The sequence below is a fragment of the Bifidobacterium sp. CP2 genome, from assembly GCF_018555635.1.
GTDB classification, from domain to species: Bacteria; Actinomycetota; Actinomycetes; order Actinomycetales; family Bifidobacteriaceae; genus Bifidobacterium; species Bifidobacterium saguinibicoloris.
In genome coordinates this window covers 72,794-87,962 of record NZ_JAFEJX010000002.1, presented here as the reverse complement: position 1 = coordinate 87,962, position 15,169 = coordinate 72,794, and the positions used below count along the sequence as shown (strand labels likewise).

Here is a 15,169-nt window from a genome sequence, read left to right as displayed (position 1 = left end):
GGTCCACCGCGCGGGGGTTATCTCCACAGTTCTCCCCGCCTCCCCACGGCCGGAGGCATTGCGTACGGCCGGCGGCGTAGGGGTGACGGGGAGTGCGGGAGGGCCTACTCGGCGGTGATCTCGCGGCCGAAGAGCTGGGCGAGCATGTCGGCGCAGGAGATGCCCTCGTCGAGCACGCGGCTCATCGCGTAGGCGAGCGGCGTGGGCACGCCGAGCTCCTTGCCGAGCGCGACGACGGCGCCGGTGGTGGGCACGCCTTCGGCGACGCCGTTGCTCACCTTCGTGGCCTCCTCCTTGCTCAGGCCCTTGCCGAGGTTCGCGCCGAACGTATAGTTGCGGCTCAGCGGGGATCCGCAGGTGGCGATGAGGTCGCCGACGCCGGCGAGGCCGGCGAAGGTCTTCGGGTCGGCGCCGGCGGCCTGGCCGAGCGCGGTGAGTTCGGCCAGGCCGCGCGTCTCGATCATGGCGGCGGTGTTCTCGCCGTAGCCGGCGCCGCGGGCCATGCCCACGGCGAGCGCGACGACGTTCTTGAGCGAGCCGCACATCTCGAGGCCGATGACGTCGGTGGTGACGAACGGCTTGAAGTAGTCGGTGGTGCAGGCCTCGGCGACCTTGGTCGCGTTGTCGAGGTCCGCGCAGCCGACGACGGTGGCGGAGGGCTGGCGCAGCGCGATCTCCTTGGAGAGGTTCGGGCCGGAGATGGCGGCGAAACGCTCGGCGGGCAGGTCGAGGGCCTCGCGCACGACCTCGTCCATGCGCTTGTTGGTGTTGCGTTCGATGCCCTTCATGAGGCTCACGACGATGGCGTTCTCCGGGATGAGGCCCTTGAACTCCGCGAGGGCGACGCGCGCGAACTGCGCGGCGATGGCGACGACGACGATCTCGGCGTCCTTGACGGCCTCGGCGCGGTCGCCGGTGGCGGTCATGTTGTCCGGCAGGTGTTCGATGAACGGCAGACGCACGTGGTTGCGGTGGTTGTCGCGGATGCCTTCGACGATCTCCGGTTCGATGGCCCACATCGTCACGTCGTTGCCGGCGTCGGCCAGCACCTGGCCGAAGGAGGTACCCCATGCGCCCGCGCCGAGTACCGTGATTTTCCTACCCATGATTATGCCTCCGTTTCGCATGAGGTACTGCTGTGTCTGTTGCTTCGTCTATTGCTTCGCGACTGTTGCCATGCTACTCGCCGCTCACGCCGATTCGATCGGCCTGCGGCTCATGGTGCGGTAGTCCCAGTAGCCTTCCTTGGGGAATTCCTCGCCACGAATCTCCTCGAGGAGCTCGTTGAGTCGGATGAACATGCGCCATTTGAGGGTCTCGACGGCGTCCGCCGGCGGCTCGTCGCCCCAGGAGTCCATGTCCTCGAGCAGGTCCGAGTAGTCGAGCTGGTGGTCGTAGCACATGACGACGTTCTTCCGCGGCCACGGCCACCAATGGTTGATGGACGCGGCGCCCCAGGTGGCGGCGCAGAACAGCGGCACCTGGCGTCCGAGCCTCCGGGAGGCTTCGAGCGCGATGTAGGCGGCGCCCTCCTTGATGCTCATCACCCATTTCTTCGGGTCGCGGGTCACGGTGCCTTCGGGCCAGACGGTGAGCGGCCTGCCGGAGGTGAGGATGTCGATGGACGTCTCCTCGATCTGCTTGGCCTTGCCGGAGTGGCGTTGGACCGGCTGCATGCCGACGATCTGGAACCATTTGCCGATGATGGGCCATTTCGCCATCTCGGCCTTGGCCATGTAGCGCGGTCGGCGTCCCATGTGGAACAGGCTGGCCATCGGCACGAACACGTCGAACATGGTCACGTGGCTGGCGGCGGTGATGAACGGGCCGGTTTCGGGGATGTTGTCGAGCCCCCAGGCGCGGGTGCGGCAGCTCGCGTTGAACACGACGTCGACGCCTTTGAGGAGGCGCTTCGTGCCCTTGGGGTTCTGCGCATTGATCTCCGGGATGTTGGCCTTGCGGTTGGGGCCGGTCGGGAAGTCGCGCATCGGGTCGACGAGATGGTGCTTCTTCGCGAGTTCGGCGACGCGCGCGTCGCTCAGGGGTTCGACCGCGGAGCGCGGCGACGGTTTTCCTTTGGATGCCATGGGCCTTATTGTACGTTCGCCCCCTACCGCGGTTCGCCACTATACATACCGACCGACGGTATGTATAATCAGGGGCAGTGCGATCGGGACATCCACGCGAAAGGAGACCTCCATGGCACGCAACGCGCATCCCGAAGTGACGGAACGGCGCATCCTCGAAGCGGCGCGCGACCTGTTCCTGGAGAAGGGATACGAGAAGACCACGATCCAGGACATCATCGACCGTCTCGGCAATCTCTCCAAAGGCGCGATCTACCACCATTTCAAGTCGAAACAGGAGATCCTCGACCGGCTCACCGACCTGGACTGGAAGGACAGCCGGAACGCCGGGGCCGGGATCATGGCGCGCGGCGACCTCAACGGATTGGAGAAGCTGCGCACGCTGTTCAGGACCGCCATGTCCAACGACGCGCACAACCAGCTCAACCGGATGTCGATCCCGTCCCTCGACGATCCGAATACCCTGACCTCCAATCTGAGATTCTGGTCCGAGGAACTGCCCAAATACTGGCTGCCATTCCTTGAGGAAGGCGCACGGGACGGCTCCATCCCGACCGCATATCCGCAGGAGGCGGCGGAACTGCTCTCGCTGCTGACGAACTATTGGCTGCTCCCCCACTTCCATCCCGCCACCCGTCCGGAGCTGCGCCACCGCATCGAATGCCTTGCCACGATGCTCGAGGCGATCGGCGTGCCCGTCCTCGACACGGAGCTCATCGGGCTCATGACCGATTTCTATATGGCCTATGGCGACACGGACTACGGCGACACGGATGCCACGGGCGTCCCGAGCGACGCGAACACGAACACCGTCCGGGAATCCTTGCACTGAGACACCGTCAGCACAACAAAACCCGGAAACCAGCCCAATCAACCCGAACGATACAAACACCACCCGGGAATCCTTGCACTGAGACACCCTCAGCACAACAAAACCCGGAAACACCACACCAACCCCGGGAATCCTCGCGCTGAAAGACCCTCAGCACAACAAAACCCGGAACCGCCAACCGCCAAGGAACCACCATGGCCACACCAACCACACCACCAACCACAACACCGCAGCGCTCCCCGCTCATCTCCCGCGACTTCATTCTGTTGGTCGCCGGCCAGGGCATCTCCCTGTTCGGCAACCTGATGCTGCGTTTCGCGATGTCGATGTGGGTGCTCGACGAGACCGGCTCGGCCACCGTCTTCGCCTCGATCCTCGCGGTCTCCATCGTCCCGACCATCATCCTCTCCCCGTTCGGAGGGGTCCTCGCCGACCGTGTGAACCGCCGCACCATCATGGTGGCGCTCGACGCGGTCTCCGGCGTGCTGGTGCTCGCAAGCGCGATCCTCTTCGCCGCGACCGGCTTCAATATGGTCGCCATCGCCGCGATGCAGGTGGCCCTCGCCGTGCTCGGCGCGTTCGAGACGCCGACGGTGCAGGCGGCGCTCCCCCAGATGTTCCGCGCACACGGCCAGGCGGTGATGCGCCAGGCGATGGCCGTCGTCAACCAGGTGCAGCAGCTCGGCTCCCTGCTGCCGAGCTTCCTCGGCGGCGTGCTGTACGCGATGGTCGGCATCCGCCCGATGATGGCGATCACGGTCGTGAGCTTCGCCGCGGCCGCCGTGCTCGAGTGCTTCATCCGTCTCGGCGCGCCGGACCGCGGCGACGAGGAGGCGCTGCCCTCCCCCGTCGAGGACCTCATGGCCGGGTTGCGGTTCCTCACGCACGATCGCCCGAACGTGTTCCGCCTCGCTCTGTTCGCGGCCGGACTGAACTTCATCGTCATCGGCTATTCGGCGGTGGGATTCCCCTACACGATCCGCACGGTGCTCGGATTCGACTCGACCGTGTACGGCGTGGCCGACGGCCTGGTCGGCATGGCCGGGGTGGCGGGCGCGTTCATCGTCGGCCTGTTCGCCTCGAGGCTCTCGATGCGGCACATGCCGACCGCGCTGCTCGCGTTCGCGCTGACGCTGGTCCCGCAGGGCATCGTGTTCCTGCTGCCGGTGGGCGCATGGACGAAGCTCGTCACACTCATCGGATTCACCTGCCTGATGATGGTCTCGAGCTGCTTCACCAACCTCATCGCCGTCCCGGCGATCCAACTGAGCACGCCGGAGGCGATGACCGGCAAGGTCATGGCGATGTTCGGCGCGCTGTGCATGTGCGCGCAGCCGCTCGGCCAGATGGCGTACGGCTGGGCCTACGACCGCCTCCCGGTCGCCGCGGTCGGCATCGTCAGCGCCGCCGCGATCGGCCTGTTCGCCGTCATGATGACTCCCCTCGCCAGGCGCTTCGAGGCATAGCGGAACGGCTCCCCGCGTGCGCGGGGAGCCGTCATATGAATCGCGTGCGGATCAGCTGATAATCAGGCGGTCAGCCGACCAGCCAATCAGCCAATCAGTCAATGTCGGCGCCGAGCTGGTGCAGCTTGCCGCGGAAGTCGGCGTAGCCGCGGTCGATGAGTGAGATGCCCTGCACGTTGGACGGGCCCTTGGCCGCAAGCGCCGCGATGAGGTGCGAGAAGCCGCCGCGCAGGTCCGGCACGTCGATGTCGCGGCCGGTCAGCGGGGTGGGTCCGAAGATGACGGCGGAGTGCTTGTAGTTGCGCTGCTGGAAGCGGCACGGCAGGGAGCCGAGGCATTCGCGGTACAGCTGGATGGTGGCGCCCATCTGCACGAGCGGCTTGGTGAAGCCGAAACGGTTCTCGTACACGGTCTCGTGCACGATCGACAGGCCGTTGGCCTGCGTGAGGGCCACGACGAGCGGCTGCTGCCAGTCGGTCATGAAGCCGGGGTGGACGTCGGTCTCGATGGCGACCGGGTGCAGGTCGCCGCCCGGGTGCCAGAAGCGGATGCCCTTGTCGGTGACGTCGAATTCGCCGCCGACCTTGCGGAACACGTTGAGGAAGGTCATCATCTCCGGCTGCGTGGCACCCTTGACGAAGATGTCGCCGTGCGTGGCGAGCGCCGCGGACGCCCAGGAGGCGGCCTCGATGCGGTCGGTCAGCGAGGTGTGCGTGTAGCCCTTGAGCTCCTTGACGCCTTCGATGCGGAACGTGCGGTCCACGTCCACGGAGATGATCGCGCCCATCTTCTGCAGGACGGCGACGAGGTCCATGATCTCCGGTTCGATGGCCGCGCCGGACAGTTCGGTCTTGCCTTCGGCGAGGACGGCGGCGAGCAGCGTCTGCTCGGTGGCGCCGACGGACGGGTACGGCAGGTGGATCTTCGCGCCCTTGAGTCCGTTCGGCGCGGTGATGTGGATGCCGTCCTTGTGTTCCTTGTCGACGTTGGCGCCGAGCTTGCGCAACGTCTCCAGATGGAAGTCGATGGGGCGGCCGCCGATGTTGCATCCGCCGAGCGCCGGGATGAACGCCTCGCCGAGACGGTGCACGAGCGGTCCGGAGAAGAGGATCGGGATGCGGGAGGAGCCGGAGAGGGTGTCCACGTCGGCCACGTCGGCCAGCTGCACGTGGGTGGCGTCGATGGTGACGACGCCCTTGTCGCCGTCGACGTCGACGTCCACGCCGTGCAGGCGCAGCAGGTCGGAGACCACGTGCACGTCACGGATCTCGGGGACGTTCTTCAGGACCGACTTGCCCGGTGCGAGCAGCGCGGCGACCATGGCCTTGCTCACGAAGTTCTTCGCGCCACGCACCTTGATCGTGCCGTTGAGGGGCTTGCCGCCCTCGACGTGCAGCACATCGTTCTCGATTTCTCCCACGACTACCTCTTTCGGTTCTCTTGCCTGCCCCGCCGGCTGCGGCGGACCTCGAAACACTATATGACAGTGTGCCATATGGCATGTGCGAACCCGGTGAAAACCGCGGGTTGAGGCCCGCAGCGTAATCGGCCGGCCGCCATCCGGCCGCCACCCGACAGCCTCCGACAGTTCCCGGCAGACACCCGGACTCATCCCCGACCATCATCCTGTTCCGCCACCCGACCTCCACGCCTGTGACCCACGTCACACTTGCATGCCCGCACCGCGCGCCCGGGCGCCCCTCCCACCCCGCTTTGCTATCGTGAGGAGGCAGAGGTGAACGCTCACAGGAGGCAAACGGAGACTCCGCAACGGGAGCGTCGCCCGGACAACAACGCAAAGGAGCATTATCCATGACCACCGTCGCCATCGTCGGATGCACGCACGCCGGCACGTTCGCCGCCACGTCGATCCTCGCCGAGCATCCCGATTGGACCGTCCACGTCTTCGAACGCAACGGCACGCTGTCGTTCCTGTCCTGCGGCATCGCACTGTGGGTGGGCGACCACGTGTCCGACCCGAAGAAGATGTTCTACTCCTCCCCCGAATCTCTCGCCCAGGCGGGCGCGACCATGCACATGCGCACCGACGTCACATCCATCGACGTCGCAGGCCACACCCTCACGTACCGTCCGGTCGACGCGGCCGAAGACGCCCCGGCCGAGACGCTCGCGTTCGACAAGCTGGTCGTCACCACCGGTTCACGCCCGGTGATTCCGCTGATCCCCGGCATCGACAGCCCGCATGTGCTGCTGTGCAAGAACTGGGACCACGCCATCGCCATCAAGGAGAAGGCGAAGGAGGCGAAGTCCGCGGTGGTGATCGGCTCGGGCTACATCGGCGCCGAGATCGCCGAGCAGTTCAGTCTCAAGGGCGTGCAGACCACGCTGGTCGACGGCCTCGACCGACCGCTCGCGAACAACTTCGACAAGCGGATCACCGACCAGGTGGCCGAAGCGTTCGAAAGCCACGGCGTCACGCTCGCGTTGGGCCAGAAGGTCACCGCCTTCCGCGACAACGACGACGACACCGTCACCGTCGTCACCGAAAAGGGCGAGTACACGGCCGAGATGGCGATTCTCGCGGTCGGCTTCCTGCCGAACACGGACCTCGTCAAGGGGCAGGTGGACATGCTGCCGAACGGCGCGATCGTCGTCGACGACTACATGCGCGCCTCCGCGCCGGACGTGTACGCGTGCGGCGACTCGGCGACCGTCTTCTACAACCCGACCGGCCAGCACGACTACATCCCGCTGGCCACGAACGCCGTGCGCCAAGGCCTGCTCGTCGGCCGCAACATCGAAAAGCCGACCGTCAAGTACCTGGGCACGCAGGCGACGAGCGCCGTGCAGCTGTACGACCTCTCGCTCGCCGCGTCGGGCCTGACGCAGGCGGGCGCCGAACGGCGCGGCCTGACCGTGCGCGAGACGGAGCTGACCGAGGACTACCGTCCGGACTTCATGCTCACCACCACGCCGGTCACGTCGATCCTCACGTGGGACCCGGAGACCCGCAAGGTCAAGGGCGGCCAGTTCTGTTCGAAGGCGGACATCTCCGGCGCCGCGAACGTCGTCTCGATGGCGATCCAGGCAGGGTTCACCATCGACGAGCTCGCGAACGTGGACTTCCTGTTCCAGCCGAACTTCGACAAGCCCGTCTACTACGTGGGCGCAGTCGCGATGAAGGCGGCCGCCGAGGCCTGACGGCCGCGACGCCGGCCTGACCTCAGGCGGCCTTGATCTCGCGGGCGAGGTTCGCGTTCCACATCGCGCCGGTGGCGGACATCACGCTGTCCGCGCCGGCGCTCCTGTACGCCTGGTAATCGGCCGGCGTCACCACGCCGCCCACGCCGTTGATGGCGAAGTCGAGGCCGAGCCGCTCGCGCAGCGCAGCGAGACGACGGACCATGTCGAGGCCGGCGCCGCGGATCGCGTGGCCGCACACGCCGGACCGGTCGCGCCCCTTGCCGGGGAGCGCCTGGTTGCCGCGCGCGTCCACAAGACGCGCGGAGATGGTGTTGATGGTGCTGAAGCCCTGCACGGTGCCGCGTTCCACGGTGGAGCGGACCATGAGCTCGAGCGCCGCGTCGTCGGGGATGTAAGCGAGCTTGACCATGAGCGGGGTGTCGCCGATCTCGTTCTTCACCGCCTCGGCGATGCGGCCGACGAGCTGCGGATTGTGGCACAGCAGCACGTTGTGGCCTTCGTTCGGGCAGCTCGTGTTCATCACCATGAGCTTCGCGCCGGTCTCCTTGACGAGCCGCGCGGTGGTGGCATGGTCGGCGATGTACTCCTCCTCGGTCATGCCGTCCACGCGCGACCCCTGGAAGCCGGGGACGAGCACCTGGCCGGGACCGGCCGCCGCGATGGCGCGGAACATGTCCGGCTGCCACACGTCCGGATCCTGCGAGGGCACACCGAAGCTGTTGGAGATGGAGATGGGCGCCTCGTAGTTCGTGTCGGCGAGCACGCCCTCGTCGAGCTCGTCGCTGCCGGGCGTGAGGGAGCCGTCCGCAGACTTCGGATGCACGGCGAGCACGTTCGGGAACGGGTTGCAGCCCCATGCGCGCGAGCGCACGGTCTTGTAGGTGGCCAGGTCGAAGCCCATGCGGAACGCGGCCGTGGTGTAGCGGCTGTTGAGCAGCGGGCCGGCGGGGATGCCGAACGCGAGGTTCACCGGCACGCCGAGGAACGCATCGGCGGGGGCGGCGGAACCGTCAGCCGCGGCGAAATCGGCCGCAGTCGATGCGCCGGCCGCGGCGGAATCGGACGTAGACGCGCCGGACGCATCCGCCGATTCGCCGCGCAGCGCCTCGCCGAACAGGCCGAACGGCCCCTCCTCATAGTTCTCCTCGTACGTGCGGTTGACGTCGTAGAACGGCTGGAACTGCTGGGTCATCGTGCTCTCCTTCTCGGCAGGTTCTCGGCAAGGCATTCCCGGCCGCGCGCCGGTTGGGGCGGAAGGCCGGCATGGTATGGGAATCGGGGACCCTTCCAGCATAAACCGCACGCCCGCATGACCCGCGGCCGCGTCGAGCCGCACCGAGCCGCGTACGCCGGACCGCACGCCAGCCCGCGTCGAGCCGCACCGAGCCGCGCACGACGGCCCGCACGCCAACCTGCGTCGGACCGCACGCCCGCACCTGCGCACGCAACCCGCCGACCGCACCGAGCCACGCACGCAACGCGTCGACCGCTACGACATCATGGCGGTGACGAACGAGTACACGGCCTGGGCGCCGTTGAACAGCGCGAAGCCGATGAGCGTCCACGAGGCCCATCCGGCGAACGCGCCCGGCACGCGGTTGGCGCGCACGTAGGCGCCGATCCGCTTGCGGTTGAGGACGAGCACGACGATGGAGACGACGATGCCGAACAGCATCGTGGCGATGGCGTAGATGGTGTAGCCGGTGTCGTCCAGATAGGTGGAGGCGAGCGTGTCCATCACTCCGGCGAGGATCGCGTTGTTGAAGAAGTGCAGTGCGATGGACCACACCAGCGAGTATTCCATCGCGAGATACCCCAGCAGCAGTCCGGAGAGCGCGGCGAACACGCCTTGCACGATGTCGCCGTGGAAGAAGCCGAACATGACGGCCGAGGTGATGATGGCGAAGTTCTTGCCGAGCGGCTTCAACGATTTGAGCAGCACGCCGCGGAAGATCATCTCCTCGCAGATGGGGGCGAGCAGGCACACGTACAGCCACATGCTCACGGTGGTCATGGATTCGTCGATGCTGTCCGAGGTGGGCGAGGCGAGGTCGGCGCCGAGCAGGGCGAACAGGAGCTGGATGAGGGTGATGACGCCTTGGACGCCCATGGCGAGGCCCATGAACGCGAGCGCGGTGGGCACGGTCATGCGCCGTCCGCTGCCGTACTGGCTCATACGGCCCTTCTGGTCGGGTTCGCCGTAAGTGTCGAGGTGGGGGCCGCCGAGCCAGTATTCGCGGGTGAAGATGTCACGGTGGCGCACGATGAGCAGGAATCCGACGGCCGTCACGAGGGAGGCGATGCTGAAGACGCCGTTCCAGCGCGAGAATTCGGCGTCGCTCATGTCCTTGCCGGCGTACAGGACGGTCATGACGACGATCTCGGAGATGAGGGCGCCCGCGTACATCATGCCTTCGTAGGCGAAGGTGACGCCCATGGCGCGGTTGACCACGGCCCTGCGCCATTTGTTGAGCATCCTGCGCGGGTCGATGGGCATGGCGAACGCCGGGCGCGCGTACGCGGTCTGCGGGTATGCGACCTGCGGATACTGCGTCTGCGGATACGCGACTTGCGGATACGGCATCTGTGCGTACGCTGGTTGCGGATACGCGACTTGCGGATATGCGGCCTGTTGGTATGTCGCCTGCGGATACGTCGAGTGCGCGTACGCGCCTTGCGGGTACTGCGGCGCAGCGCCCTGTTGCGGGTATTGCGCCGCGGCCGTCTGCGTGTACTGTGACTGCGGGTACTGCGGCGCTGCGGTCTGCGGATACACGCCTTGCGGGTATGGCGACGCCGCGGCCTGCTGTGGGTGGGCCGCCGGCTGCGGGTACGCGCTTTGCTGCGGATAGGCGGCCGATTGCTGCGGGAACGCCGCGACCTGCGGATACGGTTCCACTGGAGGTTGGATGGCCGGCTGTACGCCGTAGCCGTAGGGTTCCGCCGCATGCGGAGCCGCCGCCTGAGGGTAGCCGGCCGACGGCGCGTAGACGCCCGGTTGCCCGTACGGTTCCGGCTGTGGGATCGTGGCGCCTTGCGGCTGCATCGGCATCTGTTCCGGATATGCACCCGTCTGCGGATGCGATTGCGGGTAGGCCTGCGGATATTGCGGGACCGCCTGTTGCGGATATCCGGCCGACGGCGCGTATCCGCCCGTCTGCTGCGGATAGGCCTGGGGATACGCCGGTTCCTGCGGGCCCACCGGCTGTTGCGTCGTCACCGGCCGCTGCGCCATCGGCTGCATCGCCGGCTGTGGTTGCGTGTATTGGCCGGGATTGCCCTGCGGCTGCGGTTCGTTCGTCGTCATGGCTCCAGCCTACGCGCGTTTCTGCATGTCGTCTGGATGTTCCCGGATTGTTGCGCCAACGTTCATGGACGACGAACGGTCCGCCCGCAACCCCGAATGGGGATGCGGACGGACCGTTCATGTCATGCCGTGGTCCCGGCCGAAGGCGTCACGCCGTACGGCCGGGACGGTGTCGTCACTGCTCCTTGCGCTGCTTGACGACGATGAGCACGATGACCGCGATCACGATGAGCACGACGGCCACCGCGATGATGATGGCCACGTTGGAGCCGGTCTTGGACAGCTGCTGCTTGCCCGTGTCGGTCTTGTCGCTCTGTCCCGGCTGCGGCACGAGGGTGCCGTTGTCGGAGACGGTCACGTTGGCGGTGAGCTCGTAGTCGGTGCCGGCGATGGTGGCGACGCCCTTGACCTGGAAGCTGCCGGCCTTCGCGTACGCGGAGGCCGGGATCTCGTTCCAGGTGGCGGGTTCGCTGGTCACGGTGCCGTCGGACCACACGACCTTGACGGTCGTGGGCAGCTGCGGCGCCTTGCCCTTGCTCGTGGTGACGTCGACGATCTGCTCGACGCTCTTCACGGTGGCCTCGGTGACGGTCACGTGCGCGGTGACGGTGTAGACGTTGTCTGCCACGGTGGCGGTGCCGGTCACGTCGAACGTGCCGGCCTTGGCCAGCTGTTCGGCGGTGATGGTACTCCACGTGATGTCGGCGTCGGTGACGTCATGGTTGCTCCACGTGACCTTGAGAGTCTTGGGCAGGCCGGGCTGCACGCCCACGTTGGTGGACACCTCGACATCCTTCGTGTCGACGGAGCTGACGGTGGCGGCCTTCACCACGACGGTGACGCTCACCGGCAGCTTGCTGGTCTTGGTGACGCCGTTGACGGTGTACGTGCCGCCCGTGCGGTCGTTCCACTTGTCCTTGCCGAAGGCGTCCCAGGTGATGTCCTCTTCGGTGTCCTTGCCGTTGTCGCTCCAGGAGACGGAGGCGGTCTTCGGGAAGGCGGGTTCCGTGCCGGAGTCGACGGTGATGGTCTTGTCGCCCTTCACCGCGGCGGACGTGGCCTTGGCGCTGCGGATGGTGACCTTGACGCTCACGCCCTTGTCGTAGCCCTTGATCTCGCCCTTGACGGTGACGGTCTTGTCCTTGCCGGAGCGGTTGGAGAAGTCCACACCGTCGGTCTTCCACGTCACGGCGACCTGGCTGTCGTTGCCGTTGGAAAGCTTGGCGGTCAAGGTGGCCGGCAGGTTCGGCGTCTGGCCGGCGTCGACGGTCTTGTCCTCCGGCGCGGTGACGGATTCGATGGTCGCGGCGGTGACGGTGATCTTCACGGTCACCGTCTTATCCGGGTGTCCCTTGATCTCACCGTTCACCGTGACGATATCGCCGGCCTTGTCGAACAGGTCCTTGAAGTTCTCCGGCTCGTTCCAAACGATGTCCTCGCTGGTGGTCTGGCCGTTGCTCCACGTGACGTTCGTCTTCGCGGGCAGCGTGGGCGGGACGCCTTCCGTGGTGGAGAAGTCGCCCGGGTTCTCGACGGATTCGATGGTGGCGGCGTTGACGTGCACGGTGAACGTCACGGCCTTGCCCCAGCCATCGACGTATCCGGTGGCGTCCACGGTGTGCGCGGTGTGCGGCTTGTTCCAGCCTTCCGGCAGGGTGAGGGCGATGTCGGCGCGCGTTTCGGTGTCGCCATCGTTCCATGTGACGATGGCCTTGCCGGTCACGGTGGGCGTCGGGTCGCCGTCCTTCACCGGGTCGACGGTGATGGTGTCCGAGGTGGCGTTGACACCGGTGATGACGCGGGCCTTCACGGTGACCTTGACGGTCACGGTGAGCTGGTTGCCGTCCTTGTCGAGGAGCGGGTTGCCGGTGGCGCGCGCGTTCACGGTGGTGTCGAGCACGGTGCCGGTCACCTCGAACGTGCCTTCATTCGCGTACTTGGAGGCGTCGATGGTGCCCCAGTCCACGGTGTTGGTGGTGGTTGGAGCCGTCGGTGTACGTGACCTTGGCGTTGATGTCGTCCAGCTTCGGCGCGGTACCGGCGATGGTCTCGACGGCGTCCTTGGTGGCGGTGGCGCTGTCCGCGGCCGGGGCGGTCACGGTGATGGGCAGCATGACTTTGGCGGTTTGGCCGTCGTTGGAGGCGGTGCCGTTCAGAGTGAACGTCTTGTCGGCGGTCTGGTACTGGTCGTCACTGATGGTGTCCCACTTCACGTCCGCGGTACCGGTCTCGCCGTTGGACCAGGTGATGGTCGCGGTCTTGGGGAGATTGTCGGTCGGGTTGAGGCCGGCCGGGGTGCTCAGCGTGTCCGGGGTCACGGTGGCGGTGGTGATGGTCGCGTGCGTGACGGTGACCGTGATGGTCACTGTCTTGTCAGCCTGTCCGTTGACCACGCCGGTGAAGGTCTGCGTGCCGCCCTTGAGGGCTTTCCACAGGCTTTCGGGCACGGAGGCGGGCGTCCACGTCACGGGCACCTTCACGTCGGTCTGGCCGTTGCTGAGGTTGGCGGTGACTTTGTCGGGCAGCTTCGGTTCGGTGCCGGAGACCACGGTGATATCCGCCGGCTTGGTGAACGTGGTGACCGTGGCCTCGACGACCTTGACGGTCAGCGTGACGGGCTGTCCGGCCGCGGTGCCGTGGAAGGTCTTCTCGCCGAGCTGGTCGAACGTGGCGTCGGCCGGGTCTTCGCCCGTGTTCCACGTGATGGCCTCATCGGTCGTGTCGCCGTTGGACCACGTTACCTTGACGGTGGGCGGCACGTTGGACGGCTTGCCGCCCTGGACGACGGTGAGGGCGGCCGGCTGGGCCACGGCCTTGACGGTGGCAGCCTCGACGGTCACATGCGCGGTGACGGTGGCCTTGGTGCCAGCGATGGTGCCGGTCAGGTCGTAGGTGCCGCCGTTGCGGTCCTTGTACTGGTCGCTAGTGGTCCAGGTGATGGCGGGTTCGGTCTCGTCGCCGTTGGACCAGACGATCTTGCCCTTGTCGGGCAGCTGCTTCGCCGGATTCGTACCGGACGGGGTCGTGACCTTCAGCGAGGTGGTGCCGTCGGCAAGCGTGGCGCTGGTGACGGTGGCCTCGGCCACGTTCAGCGTGAGCGTGACGTCCTGCTTCCAGCCGTCGACCTTGCCCTTGATGGTCACCTGATGGGCCGTGCGGGGCTGGTTCCAATCATCCGGAATGGCATTCCACGTGACCGGCACCTGCGCGGTGGACTTGTCGTCGTACGTGGCGGTCACCGTAGTCGGCAGGTTGGTCGGCTTCTCGGTGCCGGAAAGCACATCCAGCGTGGCGCCCGAAACGCCGGTGATGGTCTTCTTCGGCGCATACTCCTGCAGCGCGTCCTCGACGCTCTGGGTCTTGCCCTGGGCGGACTTGCTGTTGCCGATTTCAAGGACAGTGATGGTGACACCATCCTTCACCGCCACAGCGACGCCGGCGATGTCAGCCAACGGGCTGACCTCAGTGAGATAGTGCCCGTATCCCTGACGCCACTGCGCCAACTCGGAAGCGGAAGCGTTCGGATGCTCAATCTCATAGTTAAGCTCGCTATACCAGCTATCCACCGCATTACCGGACAAGCCGCCAGCACTGGTCCACGACCATGCCAAGGCTTCCGGACCAAAGAACGTGGTCCCGGACTGGTATTTATCTGAATCCGTCAGATTGTATCCGCTTCCCGTAGTGCACTGATTGGGATAACGACGATCCGCACATGCGTACCAGCTGGGCTTGCCGTTGTACATGTTCTTGTGAGCATCCAAATCGCCAGTGGCGATCAATTCGTTCGCACGAGTCTGTGCCCACTTCATCATGTCCGAATTGACATTCAGGGCGCCAACGGCACTGCCATCCGCTGTATCCGCGGCAATATTGGACGTGCTGTAGCTATTGGTGTTGTTATCGGCGTTCATGGCCGCCGCAATCTGCGCGTTCGTCAGCGGACGACGGTTCTTATTCGCACGCAGCTCGTTGAGTTGCTGCATGTACTGCAACGCCTGATAGATGTTTGCGTTCGAAGTGGCATCCGCACCGACCTCGTTCGAGCCGGCCGCCTGCGCGGGGAGGGCGCTGAACAGCATGGCGGCGCTGGCGAGCGCGGCCACGATTCCTCCTCCGATGCGCTGTGCGAGTGTTCTCGACATCCTTCTTCTCCCTACTGTGGGCTGTCGCGCGGGCTCCAGCGTTCGGGCATGGCTCCGCGCGTCCTTCCTATACAAGGTCATCAGTATAGGAGCCGCCCCCGAACTACGCCCCCGAACGGCGCACCCCCGAACGGCGCGGTTCCGCTGTTTCCATCACATCATCCGCA

General features: G+C 66.2%; 10 protein-coding genes. 3 read left to right on the top strand and 7 right to left on the bottom strand.

The genetic code is table 11. The features are described 5' to 3' along the window. Window positions 1-104: 104 nt before the first annotated feature. Both JS531_RS01780 and JS531_RS01775 read right to left on the bottom strand, forming a co-directional pair. Window positions 105-1,106 (bottom strand): NAD(P)H-dependent glycerol-3-phosphate dehydrogenase, encoded by a 1,002-nt coding sequence (locus JS531_RS01780; protein ID WP_214311826.1) that lies wholly within the window; start codon window positions 1,104-1,106, stop codon window positions 105-107. 84 nt (window positions 1,107-1,190) lie between these two features. Beyond that, the gene (locus JS531_RS01775) at window positions 1,191-2,087 is read right to left on the bottom strand and encodes a lysophospholipid acyltransferase family protein (RefSeq protein WP_214311824.1); all 897 of its coding nucleotides are present in this window, start codon (window positions 2,085-2,087) and stop codon (window positions 1,191-1,193) included. A gap of 112 nt (window positions 2,088-2,199) precedes the next feature. Here JS531_RS01775 and JS531_RS01770 point away from each other — a divergent pair, with 112 nt between their 5' ends. Both JS531_RS01770 and JS531_RS01765 read left to right on the top strand, forming a co-directional pair. After that, window positions 2,200-2,919, top strand: a complete 720-nt coding sequence (locus JS531_RS01770; protein ID WP_214311822.1) for a TetR/AcrR family transcriptional regulator — start codon at window positions 2,200-2,202, stop codon at window positions 2,917-2,919. Window positions 2,920-3,113: 194 nt separating this feature from the next. Then, window positions 3,114-4,385, top strand: coding sequence for an MFS transporter (locus JS531_RS01765; RefSeq protein ID WP_214311820.1), 1,272 nt, complete (start codon window positions 3,114-3,116; stop codon window positions 4,383-4,385). 94 nt (window positions 4,386-4,479) lie between these two features. On the opposite strand, the gene murA is transcribed toward JS531_RS01765, so the two are convergent. Next, window positions 4,480-5,805: a UDP-N-acetylglucosamine 1-carboxyvinyltransferase gene (gene murA, locus JS531_RS01760; RefSeq protein ID WP_214311818.1), complete on the bottom strand. Its 1,326-nt coding sequence runs from the start codon at window positions 5,803-5,805 to the stop codon at window positions 4,480-4,482. A gap of 392 nt (window positions 5,806-6,197) precedes the next feature. On the opposite strand from murA, the gene JS531_RS01755 reads away from it, so the two are divergent. Next, window positions 6,198-7,547: an FAD-dependent oxidoreductase gene (locus JS531_RS01755; protein WP_214311816.1), complete on the top strand. Its 1,350-nt coding sequence runs from the start codon at window positions 6,198-6,200 to the stop codon at window positions 7,545-7,547. Between the two features lie 22 nt (window positions 7,548-7,569). Here JS531_RS01755 and JS531_RS01750 read toward each other — a convergent pair whose 3' ends face one another. The 4 genes from JS531_RS01750 to JS531_RS01735 form a co-directional block, all read right to left on the bottom strand. Beyond that, window positions 7,570-8,742 carry a diguanylate cyclase gene (locus JS531_RS01750; RefSeq protein WP_214311809.1) on the bottom strand — a complete coding sequence of 391 codons (1,173 nt, stop codon included), beginning with the start codon at window positions 8,740-8,742 and terminating at the stop codon, window positions 7,570-7,572. A 297-nt stretch (window positions 8,743-9,039) separates the two neighbouring features. Further along, entirely contained in the window at window positions 9,040-10,857 is a 1,818-nt protein-coding gene (locus tag JS531_RS10935; protein WP_240541983.1) for a CPBP family intramembrane glutamic endopeptidase, read from the bottom strand. 175 nt (window positions 10,858-11,032) lie between these two features. After that, window positions 11,033-12,823 carry an Ig-like domain-containing protein gene (locus JS531_RS10930; protein ID WP_214311807.1) on the bottom strand — a complete coding sequence of 597 codons (1,791 nt, stop codon included), beginning with the start codon at window positions 12,821-12,823 and terminating at the stop codon, window positions 11,033-11,035. Beyond that, window positions 12,783-15,002, bottom strand: a complete 2,220-nt coding sequence (locus JS531_RS01735; protein ID WP_214311805.1) for an Ig-like domain-containing protein — start codon at window positions 15,000-15,002, stop codon at window positions 12,783-12,785. The genes JS531_RS10930 and JS531_RS01735 overlap by 41 nt, the downstream gene beginning before the upstream one ends. Between the last annotated feature and the right edge of the window lie 167 nt (window positions 15,003-15,169).